The 24,542-nt window shown below is 69.5% G+C and carries 21 protein-coding genes; 7 read left to right on the forward strand and 14 right to left on the reverse strand.

Going from position 1 to position 24,542, the window contains the following annotated elements; translation table 11 throughout:
* Positions 1-40 precede the first annotated feature (40 nt).
* The 3 genes from BHU06_RS07485 to BHU06_RS07495 all read right to left on the reverse strand — a co-directional run bounded on the left by BHU06_RS07485 (position 41) and on the right by BHU06_RS07495 (position 3,232).
* On the reverse strand, positions 41-955 hold the full coding sequence (locus BHU06_RS07485) for an XrtA-associated tyrosine autokinase (RefSeq protein WP_070398527.1): 915 nt from the start codon (positions 953-955) through the stop codon (positions 41-43).
* Between the two features lie 15 nt (positions 956-970).
* On the reverse strand, positions 971-2,539 hold the full coding sequence (locus tag BHU06_RS07490) for an XrtA system polysaccharide chain length determinant (RefSeq protein WP_070398528.1): 1,569 nt from the start codon (positions 2,537-2,539) through the stop codon (positions 971-973).
* Positions 2,540-2,608: 69 nt separating this feature from the next.
* Entirely contained in the window at positions 2,609-3,232 is a 624-nt protein-coding gene (locus BHU06_RS07495; protein ID WP_070398529.1) for an XrtA/PEP-CTERM system exopolysaccharide export protein, read from the reverse strand.
* 260 nt (positions 3,233-3,492) lie between these two features.
* On the opposite strand from BHU06_RS07495, the gene BHU06_RS07500 reads away from it, so the two are divergent.
* A complete protein-coding gene (locus tag BHU06_RS07500; protein ID WP_070398530.1) occupies positions 3,493-4,689 on the forward strand; it encodes an amino acid aminotransferase in 1,197 nt (398 codons plus the stop codon).
* A 91-nt stretch (positions 4,690-4,780) separates the two neighbouring features.
* Here BHU06_RS07500 and ygiD read toward each other — a convergent pair whose 3' ends face one another.
* Positions 4,781-5,593: a 4,5-DOPA dioxygenase extradiol gene (ygiD, locus tag BHU06_RS07505; RefSeq protein ID WP_070398531.1), complete on the reverse strand. Its 813-nt coding sequence runs from the start codon at positions 5,591-5,593 to the stop codon at positions 4,781-4,783.
* 128 nt (positions 5,594-5,721) lie between these two features.
* Here ygiD and BHU06_RS07510 point away from each other — a divergent pair, with 128 nt between their 5' ends.
* Positions 5,722-7,131 carry a polyhydroxyalkanoate depolymerase gene (locus BHU06_RS07510; RefSeq protein ID WP_070398532.1) on the forward strand — a complete coding sequence of 470 codons (1,410 nt, stop codon included), beginning with the start codon at positions 5,722-5,724 and terminating at the stop codon, positions 7,129-7,131.
* Between the two features lie 31 nt (positions 7,132-7,162).
* Complete coding sequence (gene rsxB / locus BHU06_RS07515; RefSeq protein WP_070398533.1) at positions 7,163-7,822, forward strand: electron transport complex subunit RsxB; 660 nt, start codon at positions 7,163-7,165, stop codon at positions 7,820-7,822.
* A 15-nt stretch (positions 7,823-7,837) separates the two neighbouring features.
* Here the strand turns inward: rsxB and BHU06_RS07520 are convergent, their stop codons facing one another.
* The 7 genes from BHU06_RS07520 to scpA form a co-directional block, all read right to left on the reverse strand.
* A complete protein-coding gene (locus BHU06_RS07520; protein WP_070398534.1) occupies positions 7,838-9,352 on the reverse strand; it encodes a methyl-accepting chemotaxis protein in 1,515 nt (504 codons plus the stop codon).
* Between the two features lie 378 nt (positions 9,353-9,730).
* On the reverse strand, positions 9,731-10,228 hold the full coding sequence (locus BHU06_RS07525; protein ID WP_070398535.1) for a VOC family protein: 498 nt from the start codon (positions 10,226-10,228) through the stop codon (positions 9,731-9,733).
* 2 nt (positions 10,229-10,230) lie between these two features.
* Positions 10,231-10,839 (reverse strand): class I SAM-dependent methyltransferase, encoded by a 609-nt coding sequence (locus BHU06_RS07530; RefSeq protein WP_175442819.1) that lies wholly within the window; start codon positions 10,837-10,839, stop codon positions 10,231-10,233.
* 98 nt (positions 10,840-10,937) lie between these two features.
* The gene (locus tag BHU06_RS07535) at positions 10,938-12,986 is read right to left on the reverse strand and encodes an acetyl/propionyl/methylcrotonyl-CoA carboxylase subunit alpha (RefSeq protein WP_070398537.1); all 2,049 of its coding nucleotides are present in this window, start codon (positions 12,984-12,986) and stop codon (positions 10,938-10,940) included.
* A 20-nt stretch (positions 12,987-13,006) separates the two neighbouring features.
* Entirely contained in the window at positions 13,007-14,539 is a 1,533-nt protein-coding gene (locus tag BHU06_RS07540; RefSeq protein ID WP_070398538.1) for an acyl-CoA carboxylase subunit beta, read from the reverse strand.
* Between the two features lie 18 nt (positions 14,540-14,557).
* The gene (meaB, locus tag BHU06_RS07545; protein WP_275564526.1) at positions 14,558-15,568 is read right to left on the reverse strand and encodes a methylmalonyl Co-A mutase-associated GTPase MeaB; all 1,011 of its coding nucleotides are present in this window, start codon (positions 15,566-15,568) and stop codon (positions 14,558-14,560) included.
* A gap of 2 nt (positions 15,569-15,570) precedes the next feature.
* Entirely contained in the window at positions 15,571-17,727 is a 2,157-nt protein-coding gene (gene scpA, locus BHU06_RS07550) for a methylmalonyl-CoA mutase (protein ID WP_070398539.1), read from the reverse strand.
* A gap of 132 nt (positions 17,728-17,859) precedes the next feature.
* Here scpA and BHU06_RS07555 point away from each other — a divergent pair, with 132 nt between their 5' ends.
* Positions 17,860-18,516, forward strand: a complete 657-nt coding sequence (locus tag BHU06_RS07555; protein ID WP_070398540.1) for a GntR family transcriptional regulator — start codon at positions 17,860-17,862, stop codon at positions 18,514-18,516.
* Positions 18,517-18,535: 19 nt separating this feature from the next.
* Here the strand turns inward: BHU06_RS07555 and BHU06_RS07560 are convergent, their stop codons facing one another.
* Positions 18,536-19,357, reverse strand: a complete 822-nt coding sequence (locus BHU06_RS07560; protein ID WP_070398541.1) for an IclR family transcriptional regulator — start codon at positions 19,355-19,357, stop codon at positions 18,536-18,538.
* A gap of 66 nt (positions 19,358-19,423) precedes the next feature.
* Here BHU06_RS07560 and BHU06_RS07565 point away from each other — a divergent pair, with 66 nt between their 5' ends.
* On the forward strand, positions 19,424-20,386 hold the full coding sequence (locus tag BHU06_RS07565) for a tripartite tricarboxylate transporter substrate binding protein (RefSeq protein ID WP_070398542.1): 963 nt from the start codon (positions 19,424-19,426) through the stop codon (positions 20,384-20,386).
* 19 nt (positions 20,387-20,405) lie between these two features.
* The gene (locus tag BHU06_RS07570) at positions 20,406-21,287 is read left to right on the forward strand and encodes a TauD/TfdA family dioxygenase (RefSeq protein ID WP_070398737.1); all 882 of its coding nucleotides are present in this window, start codon (positions 20,406-20,408) and stop codon (positions 21,285-21,287) included.
* A gap of 28 nt (positions 21,288-21,315) precedes the next feature.
* Here BHU06_RS07570 and dusA read toward each other — a convergent pair whose 3' ends face one another.
* Positions 21,316-22,332 (reverse strand): tRNA dihydrouridine(20/20a) synthase DusA, encoded by a 1,017-nt coding sequence (dusA, locus tag BHU06_RS07575; protein ID WP_139146984.1) that lies wholly within the window; start codon positions 22,330-22,332, stop codon positions 21,316-21,318.
* 127 nt (positions 22,333-22,459) lie between these two features.
* Between dusA and BHU06_RS07580 the strand changes: the two genes are divergently transcribed.
* Positions 22,460-23,272, forward strand: coding sequence for a TlpA disulfide reductase family protein (locus BHU06_RS07580; RefSeq protein WP_070398543.1), 813 nt, complete (start codon positions 22,460-22,462; stop codon positions 23,270-23,272).
* Positions 23,273-23,311: 39 nt separating this feature from the next.
* Here BHU06_RS07580 and BHU06_RS07585 read toward each other — a convergent pair whose 3' ends face one another.
* A complete protein-coding gene (locus tag BHU06_RS07585) occupies positions 23,312-24,487 on the reverse strand; it encodes an HD-GYP domain-containing protein (protein WP_139146985.1) in 1,176 nt (391 codons plus the stop codon).
* Between the last annotated feature and the right edge of the window lie 55 nt (positions 24,488-24,542).

Raw genomic sequence — 24,542 nt, forward strand, 5'->3', positions numbered from 1 at the left:
AGGGGGTCGCTATCGGGCGCATGGTCTGCCTCGCTGGCCGTTAGGCCGTGGTGTTCGCCTCGGCCGGCGCATCCGTGCCGTAGCCGTAGCCATAGCCGTAGGAGTTGCGCTCTTCCTCGCGGACCTGGTTGAGCACCATGAGCTTGATCGGACAGTTCTCGATCGCCTCCAGCGCGTGGCGCACCTGGGCGCGCTGCGTCTGGCCGGCCTGCACCACCATCACGATCTGGCCCATGTGCGAGGCCAGCACGCGCGACTCGGTGGTCATCAGCAGCGGCGGCGAATCGAAAATGATGATGCGCTCGGGGTAGCGGCGCCCCATCTCCTCCACCAGCGTGCTCATGGCGTCGCTGGCCAGCAGTTCGGTGGCGCGCGCGTGCGGCGTGCCGCTGGGCAGCAGCGTGAGCTTGTCGATGTTGGTGCGCAGCAGCACCTCGGACATCTCGGTCTCGTTGCCCACCAGCAGGTCCATCAGGCCCCGGCCGGACGGCAGGCCCAGGGTCTTCATGACCGAGGGGCGCGAGACGTCGGCGTCGACCAGCAGCACCGTGTGGTCGAGCTCCATGGCGATGCTCACCGCCAGGTTGATGGCGGTGAAGGTCTTGCCCTCGCCCGCCAGCGCGCTGGTGATCATGATGCGGTTGCCGTGGGTCACGGGCGCGGCGCCCTTGCCCATGGCGTTGGCCAGCAGCGGGCGCTTGATGACGCGGAACTGCTCGGCCGTGAGCGAGCGCTGGGCCTTGGGCGTGACGAAGCCCGCTTCCGTCAGGGCGTCCAGGTCGAGCTGCACGACCTTGGAGCTGCTCTGCGGACGCAGGGGCTGGGTGGGCCGCGGCATGGCCATGGGCGGGCGCGCCACGGCAGCCGGCGGGGCCTCGGGGGTGTCGGGTATGTCGGCCCCGGCCTGGCGAAGCTGCTCCAGCCGTTGCGCCGCTTTTTCGATCAGACTTGCCATCGCTTCAGGCCCCATTCAAACGGATGACTGGTGAATGGACAGCGCCACCATGCCCAGCGCGAACAGCAGCACCAGCGCGGCGATCGCGACGATCACCCGCAGCAAGCTGCGCCCCTGGCGGTGGCGGATCACCTCGTTGCGCACCTGGGTGACCACACCCAGCAGGGGCAGGTCGACCGCGCTGCGCAGGCCTGCGGCATCGAAGTACACCGGCCGCAGGTTGCTCACCATGAACGCCACCGCCGCGCCGGCCACCAGCGAGAGCAGCAGCACGCCGGGCAGCAGCACCACGCGGTTGGGGGCCACCGGGCGGCGCGACACCTGAGGCGGCTCGACCACGCGGAACTGCGCCACGTGCGCGTCGCTCTGCAGCTCGTTGCTCAGGGCCACGGTCTCGCGCCGCGCGACCAGGTCCTCGTAGTTCTTGCGGTGCACGTCGTAGTCGCGGTTGAGTTGGGCCAGTTCGGCCTCGACCTGCGGCGCCACCTTGGCCTGTTCGCGGATGCGGGCCGCGCGGCCTTCGTATTCAGCCACGCGCGCGCGCAGCGAGGCGACCTGCACCTCGGTGGCGGCCAGCGTGCGCGACATCTCCTGCATCGCGGGGTTCATGTCGGGCATGGGCCGGCCGGCGGCCTCGGCCTGCTGGGCGCGTTTGCGCAGGGCCTCGACCTCGCGCGCCTTCTGCTGCTCGAGCTCGGCGATCAGCTTGCGGGTGTTCTGCACGTCGGGGTGCTGCTCGGTGAAGCGCTGCAGCAGGCCGTCGAGGTTGCGGCGCAGCACGTCGATGCGGGCGTCGATCTCGGGCGTGGCGAATGTCTGGGCAGGCAAGGTGGCGGCGGCGTTGCGGGCCGCGGCGCGCGCCTGCTCGAGCTGGGCACGGGCCGCTTCGCGGGCGCTTTCGGCCTCGCGCAACTCCAGCCGCGCCTGGCTCAGCGTGGTGCTGATTTCGGCCATGCGGCCGGCCATGTCCACCCCGCCCTGGGTCTGCATGTCGATGTGGCGCAGGCGGAAGTCCTTCAACCGCGTCTCGGCGTCGGTGAGCTTGGACTCATAGTTGCGGATCTGCTCCTCGATGAACTTGCGCGCGTTCTGCGCATCGGCCGTGTAGGCCCCCGTGCGCGAGGCGATGAAGGTCTTCATCAGCGCGTCCACCACGCGCAGCGCCAGCTGCGGGTTCTGGTCGCGGTAGGAGATGGTGTACAGGTTGTCGCGGCCGGTGGACTTGAGCTGGATGTTGCCCATGATGCGGCCGACCAGCGCGTCCCGCTCTGCCTTGCCGGCCAGGGGCACGCCCAGGTCCTCGGTCTGCACCAGCTTCTCGATGGTGGGCCGGCTGATGAGTGTGCGGCCCAGCATCGCCACCTGCTGCTCGACGTCGGGCTGGATCGTCAGACCCGCCATCAGCGGACGCAGGATGGATTGCGTGTCGACGTACACCCGGGCCGATGCCTCGAAGCGGTCGGGGATGAACATCACGGCGGCGGCGCCCAGGAGGGCCACGGCCCATGCCACGGCCACACCGGTGCGGCGGTACAGCCACATGCCGCGCAGCGCGTTGGTGAGTTGGTGGATCAGTTCATGCATGCGGATTGCGGGACGATCGGGGCAAGCGCGATCACCGTCGGACGACGGTGATCAATCGGAAGGGCCTGGTCAGAACCAGCCTTGGGGAATGATCAGCACATCGCCCGGCAGCATCTCGACATTGGCCGAGATGTCGCCGCGCTTGACCAGGTCGTCCAGGCGCACGCTGTAGCGCTTGTTGCCCTCGGCGGCGCGCACGATGGTGGCCTTGTTGCCGCTGGCGAATTCGGTCAGGCCGCCGGAGGCGATCAGCACGTCCATCACCGTCATCTTGTGGCGGAACGGCAGGGCCTGGGGCTTGACGGCCTCGCCCACCACACGGACCTGCTCGCTGTGCGAGCCCACGAAGTTGGTGACGATCACGGTCACCACCGGATCGCGCACGTACTTGCCGAGCGCCTTCTCGACGTCGCGGGCGATTTCCTGCGAGGTCTTGCCCTGGGCAAGGAGTTCATCGACGAGCGGGGCGGAGACCTTGCCGTCCGGCCGCACGGGCACCACGGCCGACAGCTCCGGGTTGCGCCACACGCTGATGGACAGCGTGTCGCCCGGGCCGACGAGGTAGTTGTAACTGGCGCCCGCGGATGCGGTCGGAGGCGCGGGCGGATACGAACCGCCGCTGGCGCAGCCAGCCAGGATGGCCGCAGCCGCCAACATGGCCACGCGGAAGCGGATGGACGTATGTTTTTGCATGCTCACGGCCTCCAAAGAAGGGACAAGTGTTAATAAAAGTAAACAGTCGGCGAATATACCCCAGCACCCTATGGTGAACCACCTTCACGCCTCGGGAAACTCATTCAAACGTGGGACTCCATGCAGTACTGCACGCGCAGTACATCATGGCGACGCAAGCGCAGTCAAAGGTCGACACCTGACGAAGCTCCGATACCCCCGGCTGTGCGGTGGCCAGCGCTCTAGAATTCCGGGTCTTCCACCTCTTCCCCAGCCCCCTCATGAGCCTCTTCTCCGCCGTTGAAATGGCCCCCCGCGACCCGATCCTGGGTCTGAACGAGCAGTTCGCCGCCGACAGCAACCCCAACAAGGTGAACCTTGGGGTGGGCGTGTATTTCGACGAGAACGGCAAGCTGCCGCTGCTGCAGTGCGTGCAGGCGGCCGAGAAGGCCATGATGGACAAGCCCGCCGCGCGCGGCTACCTGCCCATCGACGGCATCGCCGCCTACGACAACGCGGTCAAGGGCCTGGTCTTCGGCGCCGACAGCGAACCCGTCAAGAGCGGACGCGTGGCCACCGTGCAGGCCCTGGGCGGCACCGGCGGCCTCAAGATCGGCGCCGACTTCCTCAAGCGCCTGAGCCCGTCCGCCAAGGTGCTGATCAGCGACCCGAGCTGGGAAAACCACCGCGCCCTCTTCACCCAGGCCGGCTTCGAGGTCGGCACGTACACCTACTACGACGCGGCCAAGCGCGGCGTGGACTTCGACGGCATGCTGGCCAGCCTGCAGGCCGCCGCGCCCGGCACCATCGCCGTGCTGCACGCCTGCTGCCACAACCCCACCGGCTACGACATCACGCCCACGCAATGGGATCGCGTGATCGAGGTCGTCAAGGCGCGCGGCCTCACGCCCTTCCTGGACATGGCCTATCAGGGCTTCGGCCACGGCATCGCCGAAGACGGCGCGGTGATCGCCAAGTTCGTGGCCGCCGGCCTGGTGTTCTTTGTCTCCACCTCGTTCTCCAAGAGCTTCAGCCTGTACGGCGAGCGCGTGGGCGCCCTGTCGGTGCTGTGCGCCGACAAGGCCGAGGCCGACCGCGTGCTCTCGCAGCTCAAGATCATGGTCCGCACCAACTACTCCAACCCGCCCATCCACGGCGGCGCGGTGGTGGCGGCCGTTCTCACCAACCCCGAGCTGCGCGCGCTGTGGGAGAAAGAGCTGGGCGAGATGCGCGTGCGCATCAAGGCCATGCGCCAGCAACTGGTGGAAGGGCTGAAGGCCGCCGGCGTGAAGCAGGACATGGGCTTCATCACCGACCAGATCGGCATGTTCAGCTACTCCGGCCTGACCAAGGACCAGATGGTGCGCCTGCGCAGCGAGTTCGGCGTCTACGGCACCGACACCGGCCGCATGTGCGTGGCCGCGCTCAACGGCAAGAACATCGGGCACGTCTGCAAGTCCATCGCCGCGGTGCTCTGAGCACCGCCTGGCCAGGGGGCCCGCGGAACCGGCTTCGCGGAGCCGCAGGCGCCGCCCCCTGTCAGGGGAAACGCGCGAAGCGCGCCGGGGATCACCCCCAGATGACCGATCTCATCGAGATGGCGGCGGCCTGGAAGCCCTCGTTGAAGAACTCGATGGGCTCGTCCGGGTCGACCGCGCCGGCCGCGTACAGCAGGGGCAAGTAGTGGTCCCAGGTGGGCTGCGAGAGGTGGGCCATCTCGCCCTGCGACTGGAACGCCGCCAGGCCGGGGGCATCGCCCGCCTGGATCAGGCCCGCGACGTGGGTGTCAAAGTCCACCGCCCAGTCGTAGGCCTGGTTGTCGGGCACGTCGCGGCGCATGACGCGCAGGTTGTGCACGATGTTGCCGCTGGCCACGATGAAGACGCCGCGCGAGCGCCAGGCCTTCAACTGGCGGCCGATGGCCAGGTGCTCGGCCGGCGGCCGGCCATAGTCCATGCTGAGCTGGACCACGGGGATGTCGGCCTGCGGAAACATGGGTTTGAGCACCGACCAGGCACCATGGTCCAGCCCCCACTCCCCTTCGTCGACACCCACCGCGCCCTGCCCCTCGGGCAACTGGAGCGACTGCGCGATCTCGCGCGCCAGGCCGGGCGCGCCGGGCGCGGGGTACTGCTGGTCGAACAGCGCCTGGGGGAAACCGCCGAAATCGTGGATGGTGCGCGGCCGGTCCATGCCGGTGAGCCACCAGCCATGGGTCAGCCAATGGGCCGAGACGCACAGGATCAGGCGTACCCCGGGGATGCGCTCGCGAAGCTGAGGCCCCAGCGCCTGCCAGGTGCGGCGCCAGTGGTTGTCCTCGATGGTGTTCATGGGGCTGCCGTGGCCGACGAAGAGCACAGGCAGGCGATGGGGGGTGTTCATGGGCGGAATTGTCGGCCAGCCTGGTGCACAAAGGCGACAGTTGGGGTCTTTGCCCCCGTGTTCTCCCCAGAACAAGGCCATCGGCATCCTGCTACATTGCACTGCAACATTTCACGAAGGCATGACCCATGCTGTACCAGATCTACGAAACCCAGCGCTCTTTCATGGAGCCCTTCACCGACCTGGCCGAGGTCGCCTCGCGGATGTTCAGCAACCCGCAGCTGCCTTTCGCGCAGCTGCCCCTGGCCCAGCGCATCTCGGCCGGCTACGACCTGCTGCACCGCCTGGGCAAGGACTACGAGAAGCCCGAATTCGGCATCCGGACCGTGGACGTGAACGGCGTGGACGTGGCCATCCATGAGCGCGTGGACATCGACAAGCCCTTCTGCGAGCTGCGCCGCTTCAAGCGCTTCACGGACGACCCCAACACCCTGACCGCGCTCAAGGTGCAGCCGGTGGTGCTGGTGGTGGCGCCGCTGTCGGGTCACTACGCCACCCTGCTGCGCGACACGGTTCGCACCCTGCTCAAGGACCACAAGGTCTACATCACCGACTGGAAGAACGCCCGCCTGGTGCCGCTGGCCGAGGGCGAGTTCCACCTGGACGACTACATCAACTACGTGCAGGAGTTCATCGGCCACGTGCAGGGCATTTACGGCAACTGCCACGTGATGAGCGTGTGCCAGCCCACGGTGCCGGTGCTGGCCGCGGTGTCGCTGATGGCCAGCCGGGGCGAAAAGGTGCCCCTGTCCATGACCATGATGGGCGGCCCGATCGACGCCCGCAAGTCGCCCACGGCGGTGAACAACCTGGCCATGCAGCGCAGCCACGAGTGGTTCGAGAACAACGTCATCTACCGTGTGCCGGAGAAGTTCCCCGGCGCCGGCCGGCGCGTGTACCCGGGCTTCCTGCAGCACAGCGGCTTCGTGGCCATGAACCCGGACCGCCACGCCTCCAGCCACTACGACTACTTCCAGGACCTGGTGAAAGGCGACAACGACAGCGCCGAGGCGCACCGCAAGTTCTACGACGAGTACAACGCCGTGCTCGACATGGACGCCGACTACTACCTCGAAACCATCAAGACCGTGTTCCAGGACTTCGAGCTCGTCAAGGGCACCTGGGACGTGCGCAACGAACAGGGCCAGCTGGAGCGCGTGCGCCCGCAGGACATCCGCGAGGGCGGCCTGCTGACCATCGAGGGCGAACTCGACGACATTTCGGGCGCCGGCCAGACCGCCGCCGCCCACGGGCTGTGCTCCGGCATCCCCCCAGCGCACCACCTGCACTACGAGGCCAAGGGCGCCGGCCACTACGGCATCTTCAGCGGCCGGCGCTGGCGCGAGATGGTCTACCCGGTGGTCAAGGCCTTCATCGCGGCACACCAGCCGGCCCAGGCGGCGGCAGCCGGCGTGCGTCCGGCGCCGAAGGCCGCGGCCAAGGCCGGCGCCGCGAAGCGCGCCGCCCAAGCCCGCGCGAAGCCGGCCGCCAAGGCGGCGCCGAAATCCCCCGCGCGCCGCAAGCCGGCCACGGTCTGAGACCCGGCGGCCCCCGGCCGCCCAACACGGCATGAATCCACTCGCCCGGCGCATCGACGATGCCCTGCCGCAGACGCAGTGCCAGCGCTGCGGCTACCCCGACTGCGCCAGCTACGCCCAGGCCGTGGCCGGCGGCGAGGCCGGCATCAACCAATGCCCGCCCGGCGGCGCCGAAGGCGTCGATCGCCTCGCGGCCATCACCGGCCGCCCCGCCCTGCCCCTGAGCCGCCAGCACGGCATCGAAGGGCCGGTGACCGTGGCCGTGATCGACGAGGACTGGTGCATTGGCTGCACCTTGTGCATCAAGGCCTGCCCCACCGACGCCATCGCGGGCGCGAACAAGCGCATGCACACCGTGGTGGAGCCCTGGTGCACCGGCTGCGAGCTCTGCATCCCCGTCTGCCCGGTGGACTGCATTTCGCTGGAGAACGTGAGCGGCGAGCGCACCGGCTGGGCCGGCTGGTCGGTCGCGCAGGCGATCCTGGCCAAGACGCGCTACGACGCGCGGCGCGAGCGCCTGGCCCGCGAGGCGCAGGAGCACGAGGCCCGTCTGCAAGCCAAGGCCGAGGCCAAGCTCGCCGACCTGCCCGCGGCGTCGACCATCACCGACCCCGAGGCGCTCGATCGCAAGCGAGCGGTGATCGAGGCCGCGCTGGCCCGTGCGCGGGCGAAACGCCAGCCCGGCGGCTGAGCCGCGGGCGCTGCCTCAACGCGCCGCGACCGTCTTGTAGACGCCGCAGCCCACGTACAGGGCGTCCACCTTCACCACATAGGACATCTTGGCCTGCACCGCGCCGCTGGCCGGGTTGACGATGTCGTACTCCACCCAGCCCGGGCCCTGTTCGGCCTGGCTCACGATGGCGGCCAGCAGCGCCGCGCCGTCCACGCCGGCGATGTCGTGCACGCGGCTGCCCAGCTTGTCGGGCTTGCCGCCGAAGGCGCGGTAGACGCCCGAGGCGTCGAGCGCGAACACGTACATGTCGCGGTCGTGGAAACCGCGCGCGGGCTCGGTCAGGTCGCGCACAAAGGTCTCGGCCGACACCTGGCGGCGGTGCGTCAGGGCCTTGTCCACCAGGGCCATGGCCTCCTCGGCCGTGCCCTGCTGCAGCATGAAACGGCTCACCGCGCGCGACAGGTGCGCCGCGCGCTGCTCCAGCCGGTTGGCCTGCTGCACGGCCAGCTCCACCATCTGCGCGTTGCGCTGGGTGATCTGGTCGAGCTGGCTCACGGCGGTGCTGATCTCGGCCAGCCCGGTGCTCTGCTCGGCGCTGGAGGCGGAAATCGACGACAGCTTGCCGGCCACGCCGCGCACGCCGTCGACGATGCTTGCCATGCTCTGGCCGGCATCGCGGATCTGCGCGGCGCCGCTTTCCACCTGGGCGCGCGAGGCCTCGATGAGGGCGCGGATCTCGCGCGCCGAGGCGGCCGAGCGCTGGGCCAGCGAACGCACCTCGCCGGCCACCACCGCGAAACCGCGGCCCTGCTCGCCGGCGCGCGCGGCCTCCACGGCGGCATTGAGCGCAAGGATGTTGGTCTGGAAGGCCAGGCTGTCGATCACGCCGATGATCTCGTTCATCTGCGCGGCGCCTTTCTGGATGCCCTCCACGGTGCCCACCGCCTGGTGCATGGCGCCCGCGCCGCGTTCGGCCACGTCGCGCACCTGCGCGGCCTGGCGGTCCGAGTCGCTGGCCGTCTGCGCGTTCTGCGCCACCGCGCCGGTGAGCTGCTGCACGCTGGCCGCGGTCTGCTCGAGGTTGGCGGCCTGCTGCTCGGTGCGCTCGGCCAGGTCGCGGTTGCCCACGGCCAGGCTGCGGCCGGCGTGCGCCACCAGCGCCGAGTTGCTGCGCACCTCGGCCACCATGCCCGAGAGGCTGCCGATCATGCGGTCGAGCAGGCGCGCCAGGTCGGCCAGCTCGTCGTGGCCGTCCACGCGCGGGTGCGCGCGCAGGTTGCCGCCGGCCGTGTCGGCCATGGCGTCGAGCAGGCGGCGGAAATCACCAAGGAAAGCGGCGCGAAAGGCCATCAACAGGTAGGCCAGCAGGACCAGGCCGGACGCCGCCACGGGGGCGATGGCGCCGGTGCGGTCCGTGGCGGCCAGCGCCAGCGCGGCCACCAGTGGCCAGGCCGCGGCCAAGGCCAGGCAGGCCAGCTTGCCGCCCAGGCGCCAGCGGCGCATGAGCCACACGCCCGGGCGCATCAGGGGATTCGAAGAGGGGGTCATGGGGCTTGTGCTCCTCTGCCGTAGGGCCCACAGGGGCTTGCTGACGACTGTAGAAGGACCCCGCGCCCGGCAATGGCGAAAACAAACCCCCGAAAGTCGGCCATTTGCGCCGGCCCATTTGCGCCGGCCATCTGCGCCGGCCATCACCCGGTCAGCGAAGGGGAAGCCACCACAGCCCTGCCAAGGCCACCCAGCCGCCACGCGAACAGGGTGCGCTGGGTGGCCAACGCGCAGCGCCGCCGCCCGCCCCTTCCCGCCGAGGAAGAAGACGCCCTGTTCGCGCGCTTTCGCCGATCGCCGGAGCTGATCGAACGGTTCGAATGGCCGCCGGCCTCGCGCCCTCACTTCGAGGAATGAGGCGCCGGGGCGCAGCGCGCCTCAGGCGGGCGTCCCCGCGGCCAGCGCATCGAAGGCGCTGACCACCTCGGGCGGCGCCTGCACCAGCTCGATCAGCACGCCCTCGCCGGCGATCGGGAATTCCTCGCTGGCCTTGGGGTGCAGAAAGGTGATGTCGAAACCCGCCGCGCCCTGGCGGATGCCGCCGGGCGCGAAGCGCACGCCGCGCCCGGTGAGCCACTCCACCGCCTTGGGCAAATCGTCGATCCACAGGCCAATGTGGTTGAGCGGCGTGGCATGCACCGCGGGCTTCTTGTCGGGATCCAGCGGCTGCATCAGGTCCACCTCGACCTTGAACGGCCCGCTGCCGATGGCGCAGATGTCCTCGTCCACGTTCTCGCGTTCGCTGCGGAAGCTGCCCGTCAGTTCCAGGCCCAGCATGTCCACCCACAGGGTCTGCAAGCGGTGCTTGTCGGGGCCGCCGATGGCGATCTGTTGCACACCGAGGACACGGAAGGGACGGGGGGAAGCGGTGTTCATGGTCAATGGATGCCGTGGGTGGCGTGGGCCGCCGGCTCCAGCGACCAGACGGTCGCCGGCGGCAGGTTGGCCCAGACGGTGGTGACACGCCGCCAGCGCCAGCCCGGCGGCAATTGATCGAATGGCCGCACGTGGCGCGCCGCGTAGGTGTACTGCAGCAGGCGCGCGTTGGGCTGGCGCTCCAGCAGCGCCAGCATGGCCTGCACGCAGCGCCTGGCCTCGTCGCGCGGCATGGACAAGAGGGGCAGCGAGGACACCAGCATGAGCGAGCTGGCCGCCGGCAGGGGCAGCACGTCCAGCCGCGTGGCGCAGGCGTGCAGCACCTCGGCGCGCGGAAAGCGGTGGTGCAGGTGGCGCACCAGGCCGGGGTCGCGTTCGATGATGAAGAAGCGGTCGGGCGGCGGCCCGAGGTCGGCCAGTGCCCGGGTGATGGCGCCGGTGCCGGCGCCGATTTCCAGCAGCAGCTCGGGGCCCACGCGGGACACCTCCGCCGCGACGGCCTGCGCCAGCGCCCGCGAGGCCGGGGCAATGGCCCCCACCCGCCGCGGGTTGCGCACCCAGGCCAATGCAAACGCCAAACCACTCAGCCCCTGACCGCGTCCGTCCGCCATGTGCCGTGCTCCAACAAGCCGTGGAGTCCGCAGGGTAACCCAGCCCGGCGGGCTTGTGGCGTCAGCGGAGGAAACAGCCGGTCGGGCCGGCACGGCCTTCATTCGAACTCGACGATGGCCTGGTCAACGGCCAGGGACTCCCCTTGCTGGGCCAGCACCTTGGCCACCGTGCCGTCGGCCGAGGCGAACAGCACGTTTTCCATCTTCATGGCCTCGATGACGGCCACGCGCTCGCCGGCCTGTACCTTCTGGCCCGGCTGCACGGCCACCTGCACCAGCAGGCCTGGCATGGGCGACAGGACGTACTTGCTCATGTCGGGTGGCGCCTTGAAGGGCATGAGCGCGTGCAGCTCGGCCATGCGCGGCGAGACCACCATGGCCTCGATGCGCGTGCCGTTGTGCTGCACCACCAGCGCCAGCGGGTTGCGTGGCGTGCCCCGCTCCAGCTGGGCCGTGAACGGCTGGCCGTTGCACACGCCGACGGTGCAGATGTCGTTGAGCCGCGATGGGCTCTGGAAGGCGTAGCGCTTCTCGCCCACCATGACCACCGCCGCGCCCACCTGGCCCAGCACCTCGTCCACGTGCACGTTCACGCGGCGGTGCGCGCCGGCCTTGTCGAGCACGATCACCGTGTAGTCGTGCCCCACCTTCACGCCGTAGCCGGGCAGCTGGCCGCTCAGGCCGGCCGCGCGCTCGCGGCTCTTGCGGCGCACGAACGCCGCCAACGCCACGAGGAAGTCGGGATCGTCGTGCGGCACGTCCTCGGCGCGAAAGCCCTGGCCGTAATGCTCGGCGATGAAGCCGGTGTTGAAGTCGCCCGCCACGAACTTGGGGTGCGCGAGCAGCGCGGCCTGGAAAGGAATATTGCTTTGCACACCGCGGATGACGAAACCGTTGAGCGCTTCGCGCATCTTGGCGATGGCCTCGTTGCGGTCGCGGCCGTGCACGATGAGCTTGGCGATCATCGAGTCGTAGTACATGGGGATCTCGCCGCCGTCCTGCACGCCGGTGTCCACGCGCACGCCGAAACGGTGCTCCGTGTCGGCCTGCCACATGGTCTGCGGCGGCGCGGCGAAGCGCACCAGGCGGCCCGTGCTGGGCAGGAAGTTGCGGAACGGGTCCTCGGCGTTGATGCGGCACTCGATCGCCCAGCCCTCGCGCTTCACGTCGGCCTGCGCCAGCGGCAGCTTTTCACCGGCGGCCACGCGGATCATCAGCTCCACCAGGTCCAGACCGGTGATGCATTCCGTGACCGGGTGCTCCACCTGCAGGCGGGTGTTCATCTCCAGGAAGTAGAAGTCCTGGTCCTTGCCCACCACGAACTCCACCGTGCCCGCGCTCTGGTACTTCACAGCCTTGGCCAGGGCCACGGCCTGCTCACCCATGGCCCGGCGCGTGGCCTCGCTGATGAAGGGCGACGGCGCCTCCTCGATCACCTTCTGGTGGCGGCGCTGGATGGAGCACTCGCGCTCGTTCAGGTAAATCACGTTGCCGTGCGCGTCGCCCAGCACCTGGATCTCGATGTGGCGCGGCTCCTGGACAAACTTTTCCATGAAGACGCGGTCGTCGCCGAAGCTGTTGCGCGCCTCGTTGCGACAGCTCGTGAAGCCCTCGAAGCACTCCTTGTCGCTGAAGGCCACGCGCAGGCCCTTGCCGCCGCCGCCGGCGCTGGCCTTGATCATGACCGGGTAGCCGATCTTCTGCGCGATGGCCACCGCCTCCTCGGGCGACTGGATGGGCTCGTTGTGGCCCGGAATGGTGCTCACCTTCGCCTCGTTCGCGAGCTTCTTGGACGCGATCTTGTCGCCCATGGCCGCGATGGAGTAGTGCTTGGGGCCGATGAAGACCAGGCCCTGTTCTTCCACCTGGCGCGCGAAGTCCTCGTTCTCGGACAGGAAGCCATAGCCGGGGTGGATGGCCTCGGCGCCGGTCTGCTTCGCGGCGGCGATGATGGCCTCGCCCAACAGGTAGCTCTCGCGCGAGGGCGGCGGCCCCAGGCGCACGGCCTCGTCGGCCAGCTGCACATGGCGCGCTTCCTTGTCGGCGTCGGAGTACACCGCCACGGTGGCGATGCCCAGCTTCTTGGCCGTGGCGATGACGCGGCAGGCGATCTCGCCGCGGTTGGCGATCAGGATCTTCTTGAACATGTCTTTCTCTCCTCGGGCCTTCAGAGCGGAATGTTCCCGTGCTTGCGCCACGGGTTCTCCAGCTTCTTGTCCTTGAGCATCACCAGCGAGCGACCAATGCGCTTGCGCGTCTCGTGCGGCAGGATCACGTCGTCGATGAAGCCGCGCGCGCCGGCCACGAAGGGGTTGGCGAAGCGGGCCTTGTACTCGGCCTCGCGCTGCGCGAGCTTGGCCGGGTCCTTCTTCTCCTCGCGGAAGATGATCTCCACCGCGCCCTTGGCGCCCATCACCGCGATCTCGGCGTTGGGCCAGGCGAAGTTCACGTCGCCGCGCAGGTGCTTGGAGGCCATCACGTCGTAGGCGCCGCCGTAGGCCTTGCGCGTGATCACGGTGATCTTGGGCACGGTGCACTCGGCGTAGGCATAGAGCAGCTTGGCGCCGTGCTTGATGATGCCGCCGTACTCCTGGCTGGTGCCGGGCATGAAGCCGGGCACGTCGACGAAGGTGACGACCGGGATGTTGAAGCAGTCGCAGAAGCGCACGAAGCGCGCGGCCTTGATGGAGCTCTTGATGTCCAGGCAGCCCGCCAGCACCAGCGGCTGGTTGGCGACGATGCCCACGGTCTGGCCGTCCATGCGCGCGAAGCCGATCACGATGTTCTTGGCGTACTCGGGCTGCAGCTCGAAAAAGTCCCCGTCGTCCACGATCTTGAGGATGAGCTCCTTCATGTCGTAGGGCTTGTTGGGGTTGTCGGGCACCAGGGTGTCCAGGCTCAGCTCCATGCGGTCGATCGGATCGCCACTGGGCCGCACCGGCGCCTTCTCCCTGTTGTTGAGCGGCAGGTAGTTGAACAGGCGGCGCAGCATCAGCAGCGCCTCCACGTCGTTGTCGAAGGCCAGGTCGGCGACGCCGCTGCGCGTGGTGTGGGTGATGGCGCCGCCCAGTTCCTCGGCCGTCACTTCCTCGTGCGTGACGGTCTTCACCACTTCGGGGCCGGTGACGAACATGTAGCTGGAGTCCTTCACCATGAAGATGAAGTCCGTCATGGCGGGCGAGTACACCGCGCCGCCTGCGCTGGGGCCCATGATCATGCTGATCTGCGGCACCACGCCGCTGGCCAGCACGTTGCGCTGGAACACGTCGGCGTAGCCCCCGAGCGAGGCCACGCCTTCCTGGATGCGCGCGCCGCCCGAGTCGTTGAGGCCGATGACGGGCGCGCCAACCTTCATGGCCTGGTCCATCACCTTGCAGATCTTCTCGGCGTGCGCCTCGGAGAGCGCGCCGCCGAAGACGGTGAAGTCCTGGCTGAAGACGAAGACCAGGCGGCCGTTGATCATGCCGTAGCCAGTGACCACGCCGTCGCCGGGGATCTTGTTGTCCGCCATGCCGAAGTCGGTGCAGCGGTGCTCGACGAACATGTCCCATTCCTCGAAGGTGCCCTCGTCGAGCAGCACCTCCAGGCGCTCGCGCGCGCTGAGCTTGCCCTTGGCGTGCTGCGCCTCGATGCGCTTGGCGCCGCCGCCCAGGCGCGCGCGGGCGCGCTTGTCTTCGAGCTGTTGCAGGATGTCTTGCATGGTTCTTCTCCAGAGAATTCAGTCGAACAGCGCGAGCAGCTGCCGCGCCGCGGTGCTGGCGGGCAGACGGCCATCGAGCACTTGCGTGGTGGTGTCGGCCAGCGCGGCGCGCACCGCCGGGTGTTCGCGGAAGCGCTGCTTGAGTCCGGCGTCGATGCGCTCCCACATCCAGGCCTTGGCCTGGCGCTGGCGGCGCGCGGCGAGTTCGCCATTGGCGCTCTGCACCTGGCGAAAGCGCTGAACCTCGGCCCAGAAGGCGGCGATGCCCTCGGCCTTGAGGGCCGAGAGCTGCAGCACCGTGGGGTGCCAGTGCGCGGTGTCGTGCGCCGCGTGCTCCGGCCGGCCGTGCTGGCCGAGCAGGCGCAGGGCGGAAGTGATCATCGCGCGCGCCCGCGTCGCGGCGTCGGCGTCGATGTCGGCCTTGTTGATGACCACCAGGTCGGCGATCTCCATCACGCCCTTCTTGATGGCCTGCAGGTCGTCGCCTGCATTGGGCAGCTGCAGCAGCGCGAAGCAGTCGGTCATGGCGGCCACGGCGGTCTCGCTCTGGCCCACGCCCACGGTCTCGACGATCACCACGTCGTAGCCAGCGGCCTCGCACACCAGCAGGGCCTCGCGCGTCTTTTCGGCCACCCCGCCCAGGGTGCCGCCGCTGGGGCTGGGCCGAATGAAGGCGCGCTCGTCCATGGACAGCCGCTCCATGCGCGTCTTGTCGCCCAGGATGGAGCCGCCCGAGACCGTGCTCGACGGGTCGATGGTGAGCACGGCCACGCGCTGGCCCTGTTCGATCAGGTGCAGGCCCAGCGCCTCGATGAAGGTGCTCTTGCCCACGCCGGGCACGCCGCTCAGGCCCAGGCGGAAGGCCCGGCCCGTGCGCGGCAGCAGCGCGGTGAGCAGCTCGTCGCCCTGGGCGCGGTGGTCGGCGCGCGTGGACTCGAGCAGCGTGATGGCCTTGGCCATGGCGCGGCGCTGCGCCATGCCCTGGCCTTGCACGATGGCGTCGAGCAAGGCTTGCGGCGACGCGGCCAGGCTCAAGCCACCGCCTTCTTGATCTGTTCCAGCACGTCCTTGGCGCTGGCCGGAATGGGCGTGCCGGGGCCGTAGATGCCCTTGACGCCGGCCTCGTAGAGGAAGTCGTAGTCCTGGCGCGGAATCACACCGCCCACGAAGACCACGATGTCATCGGCGCCCTGCTTGCGCAGCTCCGCGATGATCGCGGGCACCAGGGTCTTGTGGCCCGCGGCCAGGGTGCTCACGCCCACGGCGTGCACGTCGTTCTCGATGGCCTGGCGCGCGCACTCCTCGGGCGTCTGGAACAGCGGGCCCATGTCGACGTCGAAGCCCAGATCGGCGAAGGCCGTGGCCACCACCTTGGCGCCGCGGTCGTGGCCGTCCTGGCCGAGCTTGGCGATCATCACGCGCGGGCGGCGGCCCTGCTGCTCGCCGAAATCGGCGATCTCCTTCTGCAGCTGCGCCCAGCCTTCGGCGCTGTCGTAGGCGGCGGCGTACACGCCGGTCACCTTCTGGGTGTCGGCGCGGTGGCGGCCGAAGGCGGTTTCGAGGGCATCACTGACTTCTCCCACGGTGGCGCGCAGGCGCACCGCCTGAATGGACAGATCGAGCAGGTTGCCCTGCCCCGAACGGGCGGCCTCGGTGAGCGCGGCCAGCGCGGCCTTCACCGCGGCATCGTCGCGCGCGTCGCGCACCCGCTTCAGGCGCGCGATCTGCGCCTCGCGCACCTTGACGTTGTCGATGTCGAGGATCTCGACCGGGTCTTCGTTCTTGAGCTTGTACTTGTTGACGCCGACGATGACGTCCTTGCCGGAGTCGATGCGCGCCTGCTTCTCGGCCGCGGCGGCCTCGATCTTGAGCTTGGCCCAGCCGCTGTCGACCGCGCGGGTCATGCCGCCCATGGCGTCGACCTCCTCGATGATGGCCCAGGCCGCGTCGGCCATCTGCTGCGTCAGCGTCTCCATCATGTAGGAGCCGGCCCAGGGGTCGACCACGCTGGTGATGTGGGTCTCTTCCTGAATGATGAGCTGGGTGTTGCGCGCGATGCGCGCGCTGAACTCGGTGGGCAGCGCGATGGCTTCGTCGAGCGCGTTGGTGTGCAGGCTCTGCGTGCCGCCGAACACCGCGGCCATGGCCTCGATGGTGGTGCGCACGACGTTGTTGTACGGGTCCTGCTCGGTCAGGCTCCAGCCCGAGGTCTGGCTGTGCGTGCGCAGCATCAGGCTCTTGGGGTTCTTCGCGCCGAAGCCCTTCATGATGCGGCACCACAGCAGGCGGGCCGCGCGCATCTTGGCGATCTCCAGGTAGAAGTTCATGCCGACCGCCCAGAAGAAGGAGAGGCGGCCCGCGAAGGCGTCGACATCCAGGCCCTTGGCCATGGCGGTCTTCACATACTCCTTGCCGTCGGCCAGGGTGAAGGCGAGTTCCAGCGCCTGGTTGGCGCCGGCCTCCTGCATGTGGTAGCCCGAGATGCTGATCGAGTTGAACTTCGGCATGTGGCTGGCCGTGTACTCGATGATGTCGCCGATGATCCGCATGCTCGGCTCGGGCGGGTAGATGTAGGTGTTGCGGACCATGAACTCCTTGAGGATGTCGTTCTGGATGGTCCCGCTGAGCTGGTCCTGCGGCACGCCCTGTTCCTCGGCCGCCACCACGTAGCCCGCCAGCACCGGCAGCACCGCGCCGTTCATGGTCATGGACACGCTGACCTTGTCGAGCGGAATGCCGTCGAACAGGATCTTCATGTCCTCGACACTGTCGATGGCCACGCCGGCCTTGCCCACGTCGCCCGTCACGCGCGGGTGGTCGCTGTCGTAGCCGCGGTGGGTGGCCAGGTCGAAGGCCACGCTCACGCCCTGCCCGCCGGCCGCCAGGGCCTTGCGGTAGAAGGCGTTCGACTCTTCGGCGGTGGAAAAGCCCGCGTACTGGCGGATGGTCCAGGGCCGCACCGCGTACATGGTGGCCTGTGGACCACGGATGAAGGGTTCGAAACCGGGCAGCGTGTCGGTGTAGGCCAGGCCCTGCAGGTCGGCCGCGGTGTACAGCGGCTTGACGGCGATGCCGTCGGGCGTGGTCCAGGTCAGCGCGTCAAGCTGGCCGCCAGGGGCGGATCGGGTGGCGGCCTGGGTCCAGTCGGACAGCGTGGCGCGCGCGAAGGCGTCGGGGTGTTGGCTCATGGCGGCGGACGTGGAAAACGGCGGGAGCAAGGCAAGGGCGCAGGTGTTCTGCGGCTCAGGCACCACGGTGAGTGTACATCATTCATAATTATTGATGCAGAATTTCAATGCGCGGATAGAATCGGCGCCTGCATGGACACCGACACCGCCACCCCCACCGCCCCCTCCCTGGCGCCGCGCGCGCTGTACGAGGAAGTGGCCGAACGGCTGCGCCAGCGCATCTTCCAGCGCGAACTGGAGCCGGGCAGCTGGATCGACGAACTCAAGATCGCCGAGGCGTACGGCATCAGCCGCACCCCCCTGCGCGAAGCCCTGAAAGTGCTGGCCGCCGAAGGCCTGGTGACCATGAAGGTGCGCCGGGGCGCCTACGTCACCGAAGTGTCCGAGAAGGACCTGCGCGACGTCTACCACCTGCTGTCGCTGCTCGAATCGGACGCCGCCGGCGAAGTGGCCTCGCGCGGCGAGCCCGCCGCGCTGGACGAACTGGCCGCCCTGCACGATGAGCTGGAAGGCGCCGTGCACCAGCGCGACCGCTTCTTCGCCATCAACGAGCGCTTCCATCTGCGCCTGCTGGAGCTGGCTGACAACCGCTGGCGGCTGCAGATGGTGAGTGACCTGCGCAAGGTGATGAAGCTCAACCGCCACCATTCGCTGTTCAAGGCGGGCCGCATCGAAGAATCGCTGGCCGAACACCGCGCCGTGATGGCCGCCCTGCGCGGGCGCGACGGTGCGCTGGCCGTGCAGCGCATGCGCGAGCACTTCGCCAGCGGACTCGAAGCCGCCACCTGAGGCCGGCGCCCCGTCCGGCTCAGTCCTCGCCGATCTCCCGCGCGATCGCGCGCCGCGTCTCCAGCAGCTTGGGCGCGACCTTCTCCACCAGCCATTCGCGCGGCAGCTTGTAGGCCGGCCCGCCCACGCTCACGCCGTACAGCTCGCCTTCGATGCCGCGCAGGCTGAAACCCAGGGCGTGGATGTCGGGGTGCCACTCGCCGAACGAGCTGCAGTAGCCGAGCCGCTCGTGTTCCTGCGCCGCCGCCTCCAGCCGCGACTGCGTTTGGGGCCAGGCCGCCTCACCCACCGAGGCGCGGATCTCTTCATACAAGGCGGCGCGCTGCGCCGGTGGCAGGGCCGACAGATAAGCCCGGCCAGCGGCCGAGGTGGCGATGGTCATGCGCGAGCCCACGTCCATGCGCGACAGGATCAGCGCCGAGCGCGGCCGCAGGGTGTCGATCAGCAGCATGTCCAGCCCGTCGCGCACGGTCAGGTGGACGTTGGCGCCCGCCACCTCGGCCAGCTCCGCCAAGTGCAACCGGGCCCGCTGGCGGAAATCGAAGGTGCGCAGGTAGGCGTTGCCCAGCTGCAGCGTGGCCGGGCCCAGGCTGAAGCGTTCGCTGCCCGCGGCCTGCCGCAGAAAGCCGCTGGACAGCAGCGTGGCCGCCAGGCGCGACACCGTGGCCTTGGGGATGCCGGTGCCCTCGGCCAGCTCGCGGTTGGAGAGCGGCTCATCCGCCTCCGCGACGGCCTTGAGCACCGCCAGCCCCCGCGCCAGCGCACTGACCTCGTCCTTGCCCGAAGCGACGGCCTCTTCCGGTGCGCCACCGATCGCACGTTTTTCGAGACGATGTTCCATTTTTTATTGCGCCTATATAATTTTGAGACGACGTTCCATTTTAATTACACCACCCGGAGACACACCTTGAACTGGATCAAGACAACCGCCCTCGCCCTGTCCCTCGGGCTGGCCGCCCTCGCGCCGGCCGCCGCCCAGGACTTTCCCAAGGGCCCGGTGAAAATCATCATCCCCTTCCCGCCCGGCGGACCCACCGACACCGTGGGCCGCCTGCTCGGCCAGAAGCTGCAGGAGACCTGGGGCCAGCCGGTGATCATCGACTACAAGCCCGGCGCCGGCACCGTGATCGGCGCCGACTTCGTCGCCAAGTCGGCCCCCGATGGCCAGACCATCGGCATGGTGAACTCGTCCCTGGCGGTGAACCCCACGCTGCGCAAGAAGCTGCCCTACGACACGCAGAAGGACCTGGCCGGCGTCACGCAGCTGTTCAACATGCAGCTGGCCATCGTGGCGCACCCCAACGCGCCCTTCAACAACCTGCGCGAACTCATCGACTACGCCCGCAAGAACCCCGGCAAGCTGAACTACGGCACGCCCGGCGCCGGCAGCACCACGCACCTGGGCGCCGAGCTGCTCAAGCGCGAGGCCGGCTTCGAGATGCAGCACATCGCCATGAAGGGCAGCGCGCCCGCGCACACCGAACTCATGGGCGGGCGGCTCGACCTGGTGGTCGATCCCTTCCTGTCCATCCTGCCCTACGTGCAGGGCGGCCGCATGAAGATCATCGCCACCATGGGCGACAAGCGCGTGGCCGGCCACGACTACCCCACCGTCGCCGAAACCATCCCCGGCTTCAACGTCGGCGCCCTGCTCGGCTTCGTGGCGCCCGCCGGCACGCCCAAGCCGGTGCTGCAGAAGATCCAGGCCGACACCGCCAAGGCCCTGGCCAGCGCCGACGTGCAAAAGCGCGCCCAGGAATTCGGCCTGCAGGTGGTGGGCTCCACGCCCGAGCAGTTCGATGCCTTCATCGCTTCGGAGATGAAGCGCTGGGGCCGCATCGTCACCGACGCCAAGATCGAACAGGAATGAATTGGAAGGACCCCGCACCGTGAGCTCCCTGCAACTCAAGCCCATCCACCCGGTCTTCGGCGCCGAGGCCAGCGGCCTGGACCTCACCCGCCCGCTCGCGGCCGAGGACGTGCGCGCGATCAACGCGGCCATGAACGAGCACGCCGTGCTGGTCTTTCGCGGCCAGCCGCTGACGGCTCAGCAGCAGCTCGATTTCGCCCGGCACTTCGGCCCGCTGGACATCGGCCTCAAGCGCGTGTTCAAGCGCCCCGAGCGCCTGGAAGACGAGCGCCTGATCGACATCTCCAACGTCGACGCCCAGGGCAAGATCGCGCGCCGCGACTCGCCCAAGAACCTCTCCAACTTCGCCAACCAGCTCTGGCACAGCGACAGCTCCTTCATGAACCCGCGCGCGGCCTACTCGATGCTGCATTGCGTGATCACGCCCAGCTGGGGCGGCAACACCGAGTTCGCCGACCTGCGCCACGCCTACGACACGCTGGACGAGCGCACCAAGGCCGAGATCGAGGACCTCCAGGCCGAGCACTTCGCGCTGCACACGCGCATCCTGCTGGGCGACGACGCCTACACCGACGACCAGAAGAAGGAGATCCCGCCGGCGGTCTGGCCGCTGGCGGACACCCACCCGGGCTCGGGCCGCAAGGTGCTGTTCGTCGGCGTGCACGCGCGCGAGGTGATCGGCTGGCCGATCGCCGAAGGCCGCATGTACCTGAGCGACCTGCTGGAGCACGCCACGCGGCGCGAGAACGTCTACGTGCACGAATGGACGCCGGGCGACCTGGTGATCTGGGACAACCGCAGCACCCTGCACCGCGGCCGCCGCTACGACATCAGCGAGCGGCGCGAACTGCGCCGCACCACCATCAACGACACGCCCGAGGCGATGCTGCGGGCGGCCTGAGCGCCACCGTCCGCGGGCGCTGCGCCGCTCAGGCGGCGAGCGTCTCGGCCTCGTCGCTCACGTGCGCCCGCGCCAGGCGCCACACCTCGCGCGGCGGCAGGGGCTTGAGGCGGTGGTCGCTCCACACCTGGCGCCACTTGCGCGCGCCGCGCAAGCCGTGGCGCAGGCCCAGCATGTGGCGCGCGATGGCATACCAGGGGCAGCCATCCTCGGCGTGCGCGCGCTCCATGTAGCGCACCATGGCGTCCTCCACGGCGTCGCGGTCCACGTCGCTGGGCGGCGCGCCGAAGAAGGTCTCGTCCCAGCGGGTGAGCGCCCAGGGACGATAGTAGGCTTCGCGGCCCAGCATCACGCCGTCCACGTGCTGCAGCTGATCGGCGATCTGCTCGTTGGTGGTGATGCCGCCATTGACCGCGATGGTCAGGCGCGGGAAGTCGCGCTTGAGGCGGTGCGCGAGCTCGTAGCGCAGCGGCGGCACCTCGCGGTTCTCCTTGGGCGACAGGCCCTGCAGCCAGGCGTTGCGCGCGTGCACGATGAAGACCTCGCAGCCCGCCTCGGCCACGGTGCCGACGAAGTCGCGCACGAAGCCGTAGCTCTCGGTCTTGTCGATGCCGATGCGGTGCTTCACCGTCACCGGCAGGGACACCGCGTCGCGCATGGCCTTCACGCCGTCGGCCACGGTCTGCGGCTCGGCCATCAGGCAGGCCCCGAAGGCGCCGCGCTGCACGCGCTCGCTGGGGCAGCCGCAGTTGAGGTTGATCTCGTCGTAGCCCCACTGCTCGCCCAGGCGGGCGGCCTGGGCCAGCTCGTCGGCCTCGCTGCCGCCCAGCTGCAGGGCCACCGGATGCTCCTCGGTGTTGAAGCGCAGGTGGCGCTGCACGCTGCCGTGCATCAGCGCGCCGGTCGTCACCATCTCGGTGTAGAGCAGCGTGCGCTTCGTCAGCAGGCGGTGCAGGAAGCGGCAGTGGCGGTCCGTCCAGTCCATCATCGGCGCGACGGACAGGCGCCAGGGACTGAAGGGCGGTGTGGGGGGAATCTTTTCCATCGGCGAATGGTCCATCGGGTGAGGCGGCCCTGTGCGCCTCGCGCGGCACACAGGGCCTGCACCCGAACCCGCTATTGTCCCATCCCGGCGCCAGCGCGCCGCCACCCCTCCCAGGAGCCCACACGACATGAACCCCGCCATCACCCTGGGACCGCTGGTGCTGCCTTGGGGCCTGGGCGCCGTGCTGGCCTCGCTGCTGGTGGCCTGGGCCCTGGGCCGGTGGCTGGGCCGGCGCCAGGGCGCCGATCCGGGCGATGGCTTGTGGGGCGCGCTCTGGGCCGGCGCCCTGCTCGCGCGGATCGCATTCATCGTCGAGTACCGCTCGGCCTACCTGGCCGAGCCGCTCAGCATGCTCGACATCCGCGACGGCGGCTGGAACCCCGTGGCCGGCCTGCTGGGCGCCTGGCTGTACGCCCTCGTCCGCGCCCGCCGGCGTGCGCCCCAGGCCTGGCCGGCCTTGCGTTCCGCGCTGATGGCCGGCACGGCCGTTTTCGTCGCCGGCCTCGGCGCGCTGAGCGCGCTGCCCGACACCGACCGGCGCCTTCCTGCGCTCACGGTGCGCTCCCTGCAAGGCGCGGAGGTGGACCTGCGGACCTTCCAGGGCAAGCCCACCGTGATCAACCTCTGGGCCACCTGGTGCCCACCCTGCGTGCGGGAAATGCCCGTGCTGGCGGCCGCGCAGCGGCAATCGCCGGACGTGAACGTCGTGTTCCTCAACCAGGGCGAAGCGGCGGACCAGGTGCGGGCCTGGCTGCGGTCGCGCGGCCTGGGACTGGACAACGCGCTGATCGACGAGACGCGCGCCGCCGGCGCGGTCTTTGAGCAGAAGGCGTTCCCGACCACGCTGTTCTTCGACGCGGACGGCTGCCTGGTGGGCACGCGCATCGGCGAGCTGTCGGCCGCGACGCTGCAGGAGCGGTTGGCGCGCATCCGGCGCTGAGGCCGCCCTCGCCGCGGGCCGCCGTCCACCGGCGCGGGCTCAGCCGCGCGCGATCAGCCGGTCCACGTTGACGATGACCTTCACCTCCCCCGGCGGCAGGCTGGCGGCCACCGCCCAGGTCGGATCGGCCGTGTCGCGCAGCACGGGCTCGCCCAGCGGCAGGCCCTGGCGGCCCACCAGCGCGGCCACGCGCGGTTCGTTGGCCTTCTCGCCCCGGCGCACCACCACGCCCAGCTCGCCGCTGGCCAGCCGCACGTAGCTGCCGGGCGGGTAGAAGCCCACGCTCTTGACGAACAGCGCGCCCAGCTGGTCGGGGGCTCGATGGCCGCCCATGTACAGCTCGCGCGCCACCTGCTGCGACAGCAGCGCGCCGCGGCTCTTGCGCGGGCTGATGCAGGCCACGTACACATCGGCCATTTGCAGCAGGCGGTGGGTGATGCGGTCGACGCGCTCGCCCTTGGGGTAGCCCGTGCCGTCGGGTTTCTCGTGGTGCTGCGCCACCAGGCGGATCCATTCGGCGTCCAGCACGCCCAGCTGGCGCAGCAGGGCCACGCTTTGCTGGGGGTGTTCGCGCACCACCTTTCGCTGGGCCGAGCTGAGCGGCCCCGGCTGGCGGGCCATCTCGTCGTGCTCGCGGGTCATGCCCAGGTTCATGGTCAGCGCGGCCAGCACCAGGGCGCGCCGCTGCTTCTCGTCCAACCCGGCCAGCGGCGCGACCAGGGCGCACAGGCCGGCGGCCAGCAGCGCGTGCGTGGCGCTGTAGGACACGCGCGTGTCGAAGAGCAGTTGCACCAGCACCAGCAGGCTGTTGTCGGCCTGGTCGTGCCAGAGCTGCTCACCCTGCGACTGCACGCGCAGCACACGTTCGAGGAACTGGTGCGCGCTGGCCCCCTGGTGCAGCAACGCCGCCAGTGTGGCGTGCAGCTCGGCCCAGGCCTCGGGCACCGACACGCCAGCGTCGCGCGCCGCCACCTCGGCCGGCGAGGCCGACAGCGCCCTCAGCCCGGCGATGCGATTGAGCGCCTGGTTGTCCCGCACCATGCGGTCGAGCGAGGCGGTGTAGCCGTAGTTCAGCGCCTGCCAGTCGCTGGCCAGCACCACCGGCGCATGCAGCAGCAACACGCCACGGTGTTGCTCCGAGGTGATGGTCTCGCCCTTGCGCAGCAGCAGAACGCCTTTGGCGTCCCAGATGTTGACCGGAACGGGTTCGTGCAAGGCAAAGGAATCCAGGGGCAGCGGCCGGTACATAGCCCGCGACTCTAGGCCGGAA

This window comes from Hydrogenophaga sp. PML113, assembly GCF_001777155.1.
GTDB classification, from domain to species: Bacteria; Pseudomonadota; Gammaproteobacteria; order Burkholderiales; family Burkholderiaceae_C; genus Hydrogenophaga; species Hydrogenophaga borbori.

Excerpts from the sequence above, each read along its gene's own strand:
- BHU06_RS07495 (WP_070398529.1), bottom strand. The coding sequence starts at position 3,232 with ATGCAAAAACATACGTCCATCCGCTTCCGCGTGGCCATGTTGGCGGCT.
- dusA (WP_139146984.1), bottom strand. The coding sequence starts at position 22,332 with ATGGAAAAGATTCCCCCCACACCGCCCTTCAGTCCCTGGCGCCTGTCC.
- BHU06_RS07510 (WP_070398532.1), top strand. The coding sequence starts at position 5,722 with ATGCTGTACCAGATCTACGAAACCCAGCGCTCTTTCATGGAGCCCTTC.
- BHU06_RS07535 (WP_070398537.1), bottom strand. The coding sequence starts at position 12,986 with ATGTTCAAGAAGATCCTGATCGCCAACCGCGGCGAGATCGCCTGCCGC.
- BHU06_RS07580 (WP_070398543.1), top strand. The coding sequence starts at position 22,460 with ATGAACCCCGCCATCACCCTGGGACCGCTGGTGCTGCCTTGGGGCCTG.
- BHU06_RS07560 (WP_070398541.1), bottom strand. The coding sequence starts at position 19,357 with ATGGAACATCGTCTCGAAAAACGTGCGATCGGTGGCGCACCGGAAGAG.
- BHU06_RS07485 (WP_070398527.1), bottom strand. The coding sequence starts at position 955 with ATGGCAAGTCTGATCGAAAAAGCGGCGCAACGGCTGGAGCAGCTTCGC.
- BHU06_RS07530 (WP_175442819.1), bottom strand. The coding sequence starts at position 10,839 with ATGGCGGACGGACGCGGTCAGGGGCTGAGTGGTTTGGCGTTTGCATTG.
- BHU06_RS07520 (WP_070398534.1), bottom strand. The coding sequence starts at position 9,352 with ATGACCCCCTCTTCGAATCCCCTGATGCGCCCGGGCGTGTGGCTCATG.
- BHU06_RS07540 (WP_070398538.1), bottom strand. The coding sequence starts at position 14,539 with ATGCAAGACATCCTGCAACAGCTCGAAGACAAGCGCGCCCGCGCGCGC.
- BHU06_RS07500 (WP_070398530.1), top strand. The coding sequence starts at position 3,493 with ATGAGCCTCTTCTCCGCCGTTGAAATGGCCCCCCGCGACCCGATCCTG.
- ygiD (WP_070398531.1), bottom strand. The coding sequence starts at position 5,593 with ATGAACACCCCCCATCGCCTGCCTGTGCTCTTCGTCGGCCACGGCAGC.
- scpA (WP_070398539.1), bottom strand. The coding sequence starts at position 17,727 with ATGAGCCAACACCCCGACGCCTTCGCGCGCGCCACGCTGTCCGACTGG.
- BHU06_RS07555 (WP_070398540.1), top strand. The coding sequence starts at position 17,860 with ATGGACACCGACACCGCCACCCCCACCGCCCCCTCCCTGGCGCCGCGC.
- BHU06_RS07490 (WP_070398528.1), bottom strand. The coding sequence starts at position 2,539 with ATGCATGAACTGATCCACCAACTCACCAACGCGCTGCGCGGCATGTGG.
- BHU06_RS07525 (WP_070398535.1), bottom strand. The coding sequence starts at position 10,228 with ATGAACACCGCTTCCCCCCGTCCCTTCCGTGTCCTCGGTGTGCAACAG.
- rsxB (WP_070398533.1), top strand. The coding sequence starts at position 7,163 with ATGAATCCACTCGCCCGGCGCATCGACGATGCCCTGCCGCAGACGCAG.